General features: G+C 41.9%; 12 protein-coding genes and 1 tRNA gene. 7 read left to right on the top strand and 6 right to left on the bottom strand.

Translation table 11 applies throughout. The annotated features are described in order from the left end of the window. Positions 1-34: 34 nt before the first annotated feature. The 6 genes from NWP25_RS17190 (at position 35) to NWP25_RS17165 (ending at position 6,146) form a co-directional block, all read left to right on the top strand. A complete protein-coding gene (locus tag NWP25_RS17190; RefSeq protein WP_280657335.1) occupies positions 35-1,168 on the top strand; it encodes a CO2 hydration protein in 1,134 nt (377 codons plus the stop codon). Between the two features lie 377 nt (positions 1,169-1,545). Further along, positions 1,546-2,529: an alpha-ketoacid dehydrogenase subunit beta gene (locus NWP25_RS17185; protein ID WP_280652654.1), complete on the top strand. Its 984-nt coding sequence runs from the start codon at positions 1,546-1,548 to the stop codon at positions 2,527-2,529. A 112-nt stretch (positions 2,530-2,641) separates the two neighbouring features. Beyond that, complete coding sequence (gene secD / locus NWP25_RS17180) at positions 2,642-4,057, top strand: protein translocase subunit SecD (protein WP_280652716.1); 1,416 nt, start codon at positions 2,642-2,644, stop codon at positions 4,055-4,057. Then, positions 4,054-5,031 carry a protein translocase subunit SecF gene (gene secF, locus NWP25_RS17175; protein ID WP_280699853.1) on the top strand — a complete coding sequence of 326 codons (978 nt, stop codon included), beginning with the start codon at positions 4,054-4,056 and terminating at the stop codon, positions 5,029-5,031. Before secD ends, secF begins: the two co-directional genes overlap by 4 nt. Before the next feature lie 118 nt (positions 5,032-5,149). After that, positions 5,150-5,563 carry a hypothetical protein gene (locus NWP25_RS17170; protein ID WP_280652656.1) on the top strand — a complete coding sequence of 138 codons (414 nt, stop codon included), beginning with the start codon at positions 5,150-5,152 and terminating at the stop codon, positions 5,561-5,563. A 109-nt stretch (positions 5,564-5,672) separates the two neighbouring features. Beyond that, positions 5,673-6,146 (top strand): GNAT family N-acetyltransferase, encoded by a 474-nt coding sequence (locus NWP25_RS17165; protein ID WP_280652657.1) that lies wholly within the window; start codon positions 5,673-5,675, stop codon positions 6,144-6,146. Here NWP25_RS17165 and NWP25_RS17160 read toward each other — a convergent pair. The 6 genes from NWP25_RS17160 to NWP25_RS17135 form a co-directional block, all read right to left on the bottom strand. Then, complete coding sequence (locus tag NWP25_RS17160) at positions 6,106-7,029, bottom strand: sensor histidine kinase (protein WP_280652658.1); 924 nt, start codon at positions 7,027-7,029, stop codon at positions 6,106-6,108. The two genes, NWP25_RS17165 and NWP25_RS17160, sit on opposite strands and share 41 nt — an antisense overlap. A gap of 213 nt (positions 7,030-7,242) precedes the next feature. Continuing rightward, complete coding sequence (locus NWP25_RS17155) at positions 7,243-7,833, bottom strand: L-threonylcarbamoyladenylate synthase (protein WP_280652659.1); 591 nt, start codon at positions 7,831-7,833, stop codon at positions 7,243-7,245. A gap of 15 nt (positions 7,834-7,848) precedes the next feature. Then, positions 7,849-8,784: a peptide chain release factor N(5)-glutamine methyltransferase gene (prmC, locus tag NWP25_RS17150; protein WP_280652660.1), complete on the bottom strand. Its 936-nt coding sequence runs from the start codon at positions 8,782-8,784 to the stop codon at positions 7,849-7,851. Continuing rightward, a complete protein-coding gene (locus NWP25_RS17145) occupies positions 8,785-9,582 on the bottom strand; it encodes a Tic22 family protein (protein ID WP_280652661.1) in 798 nt (265 codons plus the stop codon). 690 nt (positions 9,583-10,272) lie between these two features. Next, a tRNA-Pro gene (locus tag NWP25_RS17140) sits at positions 10,273-10,346 on the bottom strand. A 409-nt stretch (positions 10,347-10,755) separates the two neighbouring features. After that, a complete protein-coding gene (locus NWP25_RS17135; RefSeq protein ID WP_280652662.1) occupies positions 10,756-11,307 on the bottom strand; it encodes a GNAT family N-acetyltransferase in 552 nt (183 codons plus the stop codon). A gap of 613 nt (positions 11,308-11,920) precedes the next feature. Between NWP25_RS17135 and NWP25_RS17130 the strand changes: the two genes are divergently transcribed. After that, positions 11,921-12,823, top strand: a complete 903-nt coding sequence (locus NWP25_RS17130; RefSeq protein WP_280652663.1) for an alpha/beta fold hydrolase — start codon at positions 11,921-11,923, stop codon at positions 12,821-12,823. The last annotated feature ends 35 nt before the right edge of the window (positions 12,824-12,858 follow it).

Below are 12,858 nucleotides of genomic sequence, written 5' to 3'. Positions count from 1 at the left end.
ATGGTTGATGTGTTTGTTTTTTGGTGTCGTGTTGATGGTGGTTATGAGTAAGGGTTTTGGTGTTTTTTCTGTGCCTGAGTATGTTGAATGTTTGCTAGGTGGTGGTGGGTTGGTGCGAGATAGTGAGGTTAATGTGATGGAGGTGGTGGGGATTCTTAAGAGTTATGGGGTGGTGTTGGATGCTTATTCAAATAATCTTATTTATATTGCTGAGTATCAGTTTTTAGTTTTTTTTCCTTTTTTTAAGTATTTTAATGGGAAGTTTTCTTTTAAGAGGTTAATGCGTCATTGGTGGCATGACAGGTTTAATTTTGAGTATGCGGAGTACTGTGTGCGGGCTATGATGTGGCATGGTGGTGGTGGGTTGGATGAGTTTTTAGATTCTGCTGATTTTCAAGTGAGGGCTCGTAGGGTTATTGAGGCTAGGTTTAAGGGTAATTTTGTTGTTATGGGGGTTGACCAATTGTTTCCTGATTTTTTGACGGAAATGTTGCGTGTTTCGGCTTATTGTAGCGGTTTGGGTCAATTTTGGCGGGTTATGGCTGATATTTTTCTGGGTTTGTCGGATTGCTATGACGGGGGTGAGGTTAAGTCTATTCCGGATGTTGTGGAGTATATTAGGGCGGGTTTGGTGGCTAATGCTATGAAACCTATTAGTTATGCTGTGAGAGTTCAAGAGGAAGTTTATGAGATTATTCCTCAGTCTGCGGGTTTGACTTTTCTGGCGGATGTTGCTGTGCCTTATGTGGAGGCTGTTTTCTTTCGGGGAACGCCTTTTCATGGGACGGTTTCATATAATGCTCAGGCGTATCAAATTCCTGTGGATCAAGCTCGTTTTCAATATGGGGCTTTATATGCGGATCCTTTGCCTATAGGTGGTGCTGGTATTCCGCCTACTTTACTTATGCAGGATATGCGTCATTTTTTGCCTGTTTATTTACGTGAGTTTTATTGTGATGGTGTTCGGGGTGAGGATGATTTACGGGTAAAAATTTGTATGAGTTTCCAAAAGTCTATGTTTTGTGTGACTACGGCTGCTATTTTGGGGTTGATGCCTTTTCCTAGGGATACTCAAGATTCTTTTGAGGAAGGTGTTAATCGAGTGTATTTACAAAAATGGATGAGTCGCTTGGAGGCTTCTCGTTTACAAGATGTGAATGAGGTTTAATGTCTGGATTATGTGGTTGAGTCTGAGGGTTGTGATGTGAGTTTTCTAGCTGTATTAAGATGGGGTTGCTTGAGGGGGAAGGTTTGGGTTTTTTGGGGGTTGATTCAGATGTGCTGTGATGATGGTGTTTGAAGGTTTTTGAGTGGTTTTGGTTGTGTTTGCTCTGAGTAAGTAAGTTTGGGTTGTTTGTGGCTGAGGAAGGTTTTTAGGGTTAGGGATATTTTTTTTGGTGTTGGCTTTGACTGATTTATGGTAATAAATTTTTTTTTCTGGTTTGGTGCCATTGCTTCGGGATATGCACTTTGTGCAATGGCTGACGATATTTAGTACTGTAGCGCGATAAGATTCTAAAACGACTGTTTTACTATAAGGTTTAAATGGCAGAAACACTTTTTTTTAATGCTCTGCGGTCAGCCATTGATGAGGAAATGGCTCGTGATTCTAGTGTATTTGTTCTTGGTGAAGATGTAGGACACTACGGGGGTTCCTATAAGGTTACTAAAGATTTATGCAAGAAGTATGGTGAACTTAGAATTCTGGATACTCCCATTGCTGAAAATAGCTTTACTGGGATGGCTGTGGGGGCGGCTATGACTGGGTTACGGCCGATAATTGAGGGGATGAATATGGGTTTTTTGCTGTTGGCTTTTAACCAAATATCTAATAATGCTGGGATGTTGCGCTACACTTCTGGTGGTAATTTTAAAATCCCTATGGTAATTCGTGGTCCCGGTGGTGTGGGTAGACAGTTGGGGGCGGAACATTCTCAACGCTTGGAGGCTTATTTTCAGGCTGTTCCTGGTTTGAAAATTGTTGCCTGTTCTACTCCCTATAATGCTAAAGGATTACTAAAGTCGGCTATTCGTGATGATAACCCGGTGTTGTTTTTTGAACATGTTCTGCTTTATAACTTGAAGGAAGATTTACCGGAGGAGGAATATTTGCTGCCTTTGGATAGGGCGGAGGTCGTCCGTGGTGGCAAAGATGTTACTATTCTCACTTACTCACGTATGCGCCATCATGTGTTGCAGGCCGTGAAAGTTTTGGAAAAGCAAGGTTATGATCCAGAGGTTATTGACTTGATATCACTTAAACCTTTGGATTTTGATGTTATTGGGGCATCCATACGCAAAACCCATCGCGTAATTATTGTGGAAGAGTGTATGAGAACTGGAGGTATTGGTGCAGAATTAACGGCATCCATCAATGACCGCTTGTTCGATGAATTAGATGCGCCAGTGCTGCGGCTTTCTTCCCAAGATATCCCCACTCCTTACAACGGCAATTTGGAACGGTTAACGATAGTGCAACCAGAGCAAATAGTAGAAGCTGTGGAAAAGATGGTGGCTATGGGAGTATAGAAACTGAAAATGAGGGACTGGGCATTGGTATGCTCTTGGTGTCCCTCTCTATGCTTGTTCAAAACTCGTGAAAAGAGCGCTATTATAGCCTTTGTCAGTTGCGAGTTATGGTATGCAAAGACAGCGATCGCTATTAGCTTTAATTTTACTGCTGGTCATGGCCGCAATTGCGGTGATAGTTACAATTCCAGTACCTTTGGGGTTGGACTTACGAGGCGGCTCACAGTTAACGATTCAGGTGAAACCAGCACCAGAAATGAGAGAAATTACTGAACGAGACTTAGAAGGCGTTCAGAAAGTTGTGGAGGGTCGAGTTAATGGTCTTGGGGTTTCTGAGCCAGTGATTCAAACTGTGGGTACAGATAAAATCCTCGTCCAATTGCCAGGAGTTAACGATCCAGAGCAAGCAGAACGAGTCTTAGGTGGCACCGCACAGTTAGAATTCCGCCAACAAAAACCAGGCACAGAAACTCAATTTTTTGCTTTTCAAGCATCACAGGCGGAACTGAGAGGGAAGCAAGAAGGTTTGCGAGGTAGTGATGACGAAGCAGCAATTATTAATAATCAACAAGAATTACAAAGAAACAAACAAGCGACGGCGGAATTGTTTGAAAGTACCGATCCGCCACTTAATGGCAAATACCTCCAGGATGCCTACGGTGAACCGACTCAAGGTAGTAATTGGAATGTTGCCATTCGCTTCAATCCTAAAGGTGGTGAACTATTTGCCAATCTCACCAAAAACCTTGCCGGTACTGGGCGGAGTATTGGTATTTTTTTAGACAATGAACTTATCAGCGCTCCTGTAGTGGGGATAGAATTTGCTGACACAGGGATTACTGGTGGTGCTGCGGTGATTACAGGTGGATTCACTCCCCAAGAAGCAAACAACTTGGGTGTGCAGTTACGTGGTGGTGCGTTACCCGTACCAGTGGAAATTGCCGAAAGGCGGACAGTAGGAGCTACCCTGGGTAGAGATAGTATTCAAAGCAGTATCTATGCTGGTATCGGCGGTTTAATTCTAGTATTGATTTTTATGGTGGTTTACTATCGTCTACCAGGATTAATTGCGGATGTCTCATTAGTCATCTACTCCCTGCTGACATGGGCGAGTTTTGCTTTGTTAGGAGTTACTTTGACCTTACCGGGAATCGCTGGTTTCATCCTTAGTATTGGTATGGCGGTTGATGCCAATGTCCTTATTTTTGAGCGCACACGAGAAGAATTGCGAGCAGGTAAATCTTTGTATCGTTCCGTGGAATCTGGCTTTTACCGAGCATTCTCTAGTATTTTAGACAGCAATGTGACAACATGGATTGCTTGCGCGGCGCTGTTTTGGTTTGGTTCTGGATTAGTCAAAGGCTTTGCCCTCACTTTAGCTTTGGGGGTAGCCGTGAGTATGTTTACGGCAATTACTTGTAGCCGCACACTGATGTTTTTGGCAATTACTAATCCGACTTTCAAAAATAAGCGAGAACTATTCTGTCCCAACCTGCCAGCTTTAAATAAGGCAGAGGTAGCAAAATGAAATTGAGTATTAACAAATCGCGATCGCTGTGGTGGACCGTTTCTGCTGCCGTCATTCTCATTGGTATCATCTCAATGGCAATTTCGTGGCAAAACCCTGAAATTCGCGCACCATTACGTCCCGGTTTAGATTTTATTGGTGGTACGCGCTTACAATTTGAACGTGATTGTAGACAACCCGGTAACTGCGATCAACCAATAGACATAACCATAGTCAGGGAAGCAGCCCAGTCCCAAGGTTTAGGCGATAGTAGCATCCAAATAGTTGGTGAAAATGGCATATCAATTCGCACCAAAGATTTAGACGTTGATCAGCGCAGTAATTTACAAACTGCTTTAAGTGAAAAAGTTGGCACTTTTGACCCGCAACAAAATCAAATTGACTCTGTTGGCCCTACCCTGGGAAGAGAATTATTTAGGTCTGGTCTTGTTTCCCTAATTGTTTCCTTTGTGGGCATTATCATTTACTTGACCTTCCGCTTCCAGTTAGACTACGCTTTATTTGCCATGACGGCACTGTTTCATGATGTCTTGATTACTGCGGGGGTTTTTTCAATTTTTGGGTTAGTGCTAGGCACAGAAGTGGACAGCCTATTCATTGTAGCCCTGCTGACAATTGTAGGTTTCTCTGTCAACGACACAGTGGTAATTTATGATCGCATTCGTGAAACCATTCAAATCAATCCTCAGCTTCCCATCGCCGACATTGTGGATAATGCTGTCAACCAAACATTAGGACGCTCAATCAACACTACATTAACAACGTTGCTGTCACTAATCGCAATCTTTTTATTTGGCGGAGAAACACTCAGAAATTTTGCCCTAGCGTTAATTATTGGGTTTAGTGTGGGGTCTTATTCCAGTCTTTTCATCGCCAGTACCCTTTTAGCTTGGTGGCGAGAGATCAAAGGTAAATCTCCAGTGTTAGCGAGTATAGAGGCAATTGATGGATCTAATAGTTCCCAGGATAGTTAAAATGAGGTTAAAAAACACTTGGCAATGTTAAATATTGCCCATTCTGAGAGCATGTCGCATGTATGGGTCTATTTACTCGGGTAAATTGCTTAATTAGCCCTGGCAATATTATTTTCCTATGGATCAACCGGAAGAAATATCTAGAAATGGCAGAAATGCCGATAGCACTGACACATCTTTTAGTCGACAAGTACACAGGCTGCATCAGTTGACTGTATACGGTAGATGGTTATTTGTTGGCTGTTTATGGCTCACCATTGCACCACTTTCACTGTGGAATTTACGGTTAGAATTTGTGCTATTACAACAATATTTTACTTGGGTAGCAGTAAGATACGGACTGTTATATAATCCACTGTCTACCCTAGGTTTGTCTGTTTGTATCGGTACTACCCTGTCTACTTTAGTTTGGCAAAGCCGAAATATCCTTTTGGGAATACCACAAAGGGAAAAAAAACGTTTAGAAAAACAAGTTTTTAAGATCAGACAGCAAGGAGAAACTCATCCGTTGTGGAGATGGATTTCTCATTGAGTGATGATAAATAAATTTGGAGCTAGTTGCATATAGATATATATGCGTATTCAAATATTCCTAGCATAATATGACAAAACTAATACTGCCAAATTGGGGTATATTTAAGATGGACTATCCTCAAATTCAATTTAGTGAACATCGCCAGTCTGAAATAGACCTTCATAAACTCCAAGAACTATTTAATCTGGCAGCCTTTTGGGCAAAAGGGCGTAGTATCGATGATTTAGCCATAGCTATTGCTAATAGTGATCCTGTAATTAGCATTTGCGATGGAGAGCGACTGATAGGTTTTGCTAGAGCAACTTCTGATGGAATATATCGCGCGACCATCTGGGATGTCGTGATTCATCCGGAATATCGCGGTACAGGTTTGGGGAGGAAGTTAGTAGAAACAGTTTTGACTCATCCCCGTGTCAGGAGGGTTGAGCGAGTATACTTGACGACTACTTATCAACAGGAATTTTATGAAAAAATTGGTTTCCAGTATAATGTCAGCACAACGATGGTGTTATGTAACCAATCCAACATAAGAACTATTCCTATGAATGAAATCCAGCTTCAGGAATCACTGGGGGGATAGACACTTGCAAACGAGTCAATTCTGTAGTTCTCTCCTCAGAAGTTGGATATGGAATAATTTCTAGTTTTCCTCCCATCACTTCCAGTAGAGTTTGATTTAGTAAGAGCTTCATTCCTGGGGAAAGAGTCGCTTTATCTTCATCAATCTGGAAATTCTCAACTTCGGATTTCATTAAATCCAGAGACTCACTTACAGTCAAAGCATGGGTAGGCAGATCTAGCCAAATGTAAAGAGTATTATTTGTAGGTGAGAAACTAGTTGAAAGAGAGATACTGCCGAAATGCATCTGAGCAATGGCAGTGTCTACTAAATTTAACAATATTTGACGTAGCCATCGGTAATCTGCCAAAACATAAATTTCTGGATCGGGAAGCACAACACGCAAAGGTAAATTGCGATTTGCTACCAACATATAAGTTAATTTATCAACTTCCTCTAGAATTGTCGCCAGGCAGTGGGCTTGAATATCCAATTTATTAGTACCATGTTCTGTTCTGGCAATGTTGATAATTTCATCAATTAGATGCAGCAGTTTCAACGCTCTTTCGTTAGCTTGAGCAATAAATTCTCGCTCCTCTTCTGGATTTTCACACAAATCCGACAAAATTAATTGATGCAGGCCAATTAAACCATTCAGAGGCGATCGCAACTCATGGCTAGTCCGTGCCAAAAATCCGGCTTTAAACAGGCTCATTTCTTGAGCCATCCGGTAAGCCAGCCGTGTTTGTTTGATCTGTTGAAGGAGTTGTGAAACTTCGGCTTGATCTCCTGATGTAAGTGAAGATAAGCCAGGGGACTTACTGAATAACCTAGTAAATAATCCCCGGATACCCAACCCTATTATTAATCCCACTCCTAAATATATGCAGTTGCTCCAATTCATATTTGGCAATTATTAACTAATTAATTGACCACAATGGCGCAAAGTAAATTTATAATCTACCTAGTTAATTTCTCTGATTCATTAACCTGACTAAATTAAATCCATTGCCTCCGGCACTGCGGTTTGTGCAATCATTTCATTCATTTCCGATATAAAATTTATCCCAGCAAAACAATATTATAACTATATCTAATTCCTCATTTGGTGTTCAATCTAAAAACTTAATTTAACTGTACCTTGGCGCAAAATTTGCCAATTAGTTCCCGTCCATTTGCCAACAGTGGAAGGTACACCAATACTAGCAGTTTCGGCGTTAAATTGTTTCGCTTCCAGCGTGAGAACTTCAGGGAAGTTTTCGGCAATTTCTGCTAACTTTTGTAACGGTGGCCGACCCGAAAAATTGGCGCTTGTTGTGGCAAGAGGTCCTGTTTGTGCCAAAATAGCTTGAGCAATCGTGCTGTTGGGAACTCGGATGCCAATCGTAGTGGGATTAGTAGGATTCATTTGTTTTGGGACGCGATCGCTAGCTGGTAATACCAATGTTAAGGCTCCTGGCCAATGTCTATCTGCTACAGATTGCCAAATTTTCAATTCATTTTCACTGCCTTGAACATAAGGCCATAAATCCTCTCTACTGGCTCCCATCAAAATCAGAGGCTTATCTTGGCTGCGCTGTTTGGCTTCAAAAATTAATGGTGCTTTTTCTGGTCGAGCTGCCAGAGCAGGAACGGTATCTGTGGGAAAACTCACCAATAAACCCGCACGTGCCCCAGCTATCAAGTCAACTAAAGAAACTAGAGTCATTTGTAAAGATTATATTCAGAAATTATTTAATAATTCACCATCAACATAAGCTACCGCAAATCTTTCAATACCTGCTAAATCCGCATGAATTTGAATATCATAGTAGCTACCTTGTTTTTGTAAAAGTTCTCCCACAGTCTCTGCTTGTCCCGCCATCATTTCAATTAGCCACACACCACCAGGACGCAAATAATGGGGAGAGATTTCTATCAACTGACGAATATAATCCAAGCCATCACTACCACCATCCAAGGCTAGATGTGGTTCATGCTTGACTACTTCTGGTTGCAGGATAGGCACTGTACTGGTAGGAATATAAGGTGGGTTCGACACCATACCACTGAACTGATGTTTGAGATGTTTTACTGGTTCCCACCAACAACCTTGGTAAAATTTGATCTGATTGTCAAAACCCAAATTACGAGCATTGGAACGAGCAATTTCTAAAGCCTCTGGGCTGCAATCAACTGCATGAATTGTTGCTTTTGGTAAAGCATCTGCTAAACCCAAAGCGATCGCACCGCTACCAGTACCCAAGTCAGCCCAGTGTCCTGAACTAAGGAATGAGGCTGCTCCTTTTTTAGTAGCAGCAGCCACGGCTAAATCAATTAAATACTCAGTTTCTGGTCTGGGAATTAAAACCGCATTTGACACCGCAATTTTAAACTTCCGCCAATAGGTAACTCCAGTAATGTATTGCACTGGCAAGCGTTCATTTAGTCGCCTTTGCCACAACTGGTCTAAATCCTCTAAAGGTAACGCCATTTCAATCTCTGGCCACTCTTTAAAAGATTCTAAACGCAGTGCCAATCGGTCTAACCCAGCTACTTCTAGAAGTAACCAATCTACCTCACCAGGTGAAATTTCACACATGAGAGCATCGGCCATGGACTGATTACGCCACCGCCAAAGCTGTAAACCGGAAACTGCTTGTAGCTTTTTGTCTGTCATTTAACGTCGTCGGGGTTTGGGAGGCTGTGAATTATTCTCACTTGGTGTGGGCAAAGTCTTGATATATTCCCTCGATTCTTGGGATGGTACTAAAACAACTTGGTTTAGCCAAGCATCATCTTTATCCTGTAGTGTTTTAATCACCCCCTCTATGTCTATTACCTGAATATCCGCTTTGGGGAATTTCGATTTCACTTGTCTTAACAAACCTTGTGCATCTTGCTTACTTAAAAACAAAGGAATCAATTCTTCAGTATCAGATGCCAGTTGAATTGGTACATAACCCTGTTCTGGCGAAAATCTCACTGCAAAAATCGGCACACTGTTAAACTGTTTTACTTCTTGACCATTTTGACGCAATAATTCCATTGCCCCTTTGATTTCCTGTTCCACAGGTTTAAAGGCAAATAGAAGCCGTTGTGACTGATTTTTAGTTTGTTGCAGTTGCTCATAGATAACTCCTAGAGGTACTGCTGTTACTTGTAGGCTTTTCAGCATTTTTTCCATTTTCGGGTCTTTGCCTGGTACACCTTGCAGTTCCCTAATAAAGCTTTGAGCTTCTTGGCGACTCATATAAACACCCGTTACAGACCCACCAGGTTTTTGTGACTCTGGTAAGGGACGGCTCAATGGTAAACCTTCCTCATTAGTGATTAGATATACAGGAACTGAATCTAATTTTTTCTTTATTTGCTCTTCTGACAAAGCCATTACTGGTAAATTTCCTACAAACAGCGTTCCCAGCAACGTACTTCCCACCAGGCCTAATGTTGTGCCCCAGCGAACTAATGCTTTCATAATGACTCCTCCCATCAATAGTTAAATTAAGACACACAAATGGTTAGATGAGCACCACACCAACTAGTTATAGTTATATAGCAATTGCATTAAAAACTGATAAATTGGGTTTTCCGGTTCAATGTTAACAATCAATTCTCGCGAAGTGCTATTTTTCCAACCTTAAGAATTTATATGCTCATGCGATCGCACTATGTTTTTGCAGTTCAGCTTTTCTATTCAATTTACAATGCTGTTAGTCCTCGTCTGGTTTGCTTTTGAGAAGCAAAACTTATCCCTAGAATCACAGCACACTCTGACGCTCCCCACAGCTAGAAGCCAAGGGATTCTCGCTTCAAAGGGACTCCAATGAATTTACCCGCCCTAACGCGCCGCTCCGCTAACAGCAAGCATCTTCACATCCGGGAGACGGGTGCAAGTCCTGTCACAAGTACACATCTTAGATATTAGATATCTTGTGCCGTAGGGACCTTGCCAGACACTGGGTACCCAACTTAGATGAAATCTCCTCTCAGAGCATCAACACCATGTTCTTTTTTTCTTCAATCTAGATGACGACACCACACAGTTAATCGTTCCATTGAACGCTGGTTTTAGTGTAAGAAACTCGTCAAGGAAAAAACTGAGAAACAAAAAATTGCCTTTACAGTCCCGACCCCGCACAGTAGGGTATTACACTATCACATTTTATCGGGATGACAGGATTTGAACCTGCGACATCCTGCTCCCAAAGCAGGCGCGCTACCAAGCTGCGCTACATCCCGGATTAATTCACCTTGCTGCTGGTGTTTTGACTTTTTTAAGTTCGGCAAACAACCGTATGATTTCGATCATAGCCTAAACTGCAAAACTTTTGGTAGTGTGCCCAACTTGTTTACCTACCACAGCCACATAACCATCATAGCATGCTTCACATATCTTGGCTAACAAATTTTGTCTTTTGTGTAGGCCAAAGAAATCGGTGGTCAACAAAGACTTTTGTTGTGCTGAGGATTCCTTGACACTGTGCAGTAACTTGCTACTGAAGCAATCTTACAATCACTCCCCATCGGTTTGAAGTATCCCAATGTAGTATGGACACTTCCTGGTATTGTCCCAAAGCATTGGCAAAGCCGTCCTAGGAGGACGGGGTTTTAACCCCAAATTTTCGCCAACAGAACTTTTTGTTCAACATTAGTGCGGATACCAAAACATACCTTTAATACCTTCTGGGTCTGACATGAAACCCATACCCCGATAAAAATCCACAACATGAGGATCAGCAAAGAGAGTAACATTGCTAATCTCTTCGGTTCTGAGTTTTTTGAGTACGTATTTCATCAGCGCCTTACCCAGTCCTTTACCTTGAAAGTCTGGGTGAACTACCACATCCCAAATAGTGGCATTAAACGCATGGTCTGAGGTAGCACGAGCGAAACCAATCAGACGTCTTTGATTTCCTCGCACTTGCCACATAGAGGCTACGAGAAAACTATGCTCAATGGCTTTTTTTACTTTCCTTAAAGGGCGACGCGACCAACCAACTGAGTCACAAAGTTCCTCTAATTCATACAGGTCAATATCTCGCTCCGAACTAAAAACTATGCGAGCCTCATTCTGAGAAGCCTCGCTAGTCTTATTAGGGTTAGATTCGCCCGAAACAGACCCTGTAATTTCTTCAAAAGAGGTTGTTTTACTTGTCGCTACTGACTCAGGATTATTAAACCAAGTTTTCCAAAAACCCATGCCAACGTGGTTCGGGTAGTATAACTAAATTGGCTTCCACTTTTTGGGAGTGTTGATTCACGTTCTACAAAGCTGAAACCTCAAATACCCTCCATATCTAGTTTTTTTAGATATTTCCGGGATTCTTCATGGCAACTGCTTTTTATGGCGTGTTTTACACCAATCATTTTTGATTTTAGCATTTTGTTGTAGACCCCAGGAGAAATTTCCCAAAAAGCGGAGAAGATCAGTGTACGCTCTCCGGACTGAAGCCACGGATATCCTCAGAAGTTGTTCGGATTTCTTCTCAGAGCTAAAGCCACTGGGTTTCCAACCTCCCCTCAGGTTCAAATTAAAATTTGATTCCTGAATATTTGGGACACAAAATTGCTCTAAGTGTGAAGTTAATGTTGTTAAGTGAAGAAATATACAATGAAATTCCCCTAGGGAGGCGTTGCTCACCACAACAAGGGTTCTTCAGCAGCAGAGGAACGCGTCTCTGAGACTCGGTAGTGGTAAGAAATTTTGAACTTTGAATTTTTAATTTTACATTGCAATCTAATTTAAAAACTAAAATTCTCTAGTCCCCAATCCTAATTTAGTTACACCCATTCTTCAGGTTACGATATTAAGTATGGCAACCATTGAAATTTTGGGCGTTCCACACGCATACGAACTAACAGCTCCCACTTCCTATCCCCATACTTTAGTGTTTATTCACGGTTGGCTCAACAGTCGTGGGTATTGGCAGCCTGTAATTTCCCGACTGTCAGCTGATTTGCAGTGCCTGTCTTATGATCTGCGCGGTTTTGGTGAATCGAAATCTCGCCCAGAAGCAGATTTTAATCAGGCAGAAGGTTCTGTTAACTTGACTTCTAATGATCAATTGAGTTTACCTTTTGACTCTATTTATACACCAGCTGTTTATGCTCAGGATTTAGCCGCCCTTCTCGAACAGATGAATATTACTAGTGCTTGGCTGATTGGGCATTCCTTGGGAGGTACAATCGCGCTTTGGGCAGCGGCTCAAATACCTGAATCTGTTAAAGGAGTTATATGTATCAACGCAGGTGGTGGTATTTATCTCAAAGAAGCCTTTGAGCGGTTTCGTTCAGCTGGTCAAAGATTTTTGCAGGTGCGCCCGCGGTGGCTATCTCATCTGCCTTTAATTGATTTGTTGTTTAGCAGAGCGAGTGTAGCTCGTCCACTAGATCGTTATTGGGCCCGTCAGCGAGTAATTGATTTTGTGATGGCTGACCCAGAAGCTGCATTGGGAACATTGCTAGACTCCACAACCGAGGAAGAAATCAACCGTTTACCTCATTTAGTATCTGAATTGCAGCAGCCAGTTTATTTTTTAGCTGGTACTGATGACAAAGTTATGGAACCGAAGTATGTTCGCCATTTAGCTAGTTTCCATCGACTTTTTCAGTATACTGGCGACAATGTCATTGAAATTTCTGACTGTGGTCACTTGGCAATGTTAGAACAGCCAGATGCAGTTGCTGCTCACATCAGGTCAATAGTTAATGGTTGATGGTAATTTTTCAGATTTTTTCATATTTATTCATA

Source organism: Umezakia ovalisporum Ak1311 (assembly GCF_029891685.1).
Lineage (GTDB): Bacteria > Cyanobacteriota > Cyanobacteriia > Cyanobacteriales > Nostocaceae > Umezakia > Umezakia ovalisporum.
The sequence above is the reverse complement of the archived record's forward strand: the minus strand, read 5'-3'. Positions and strand labels throughout refer to the sequence as shown.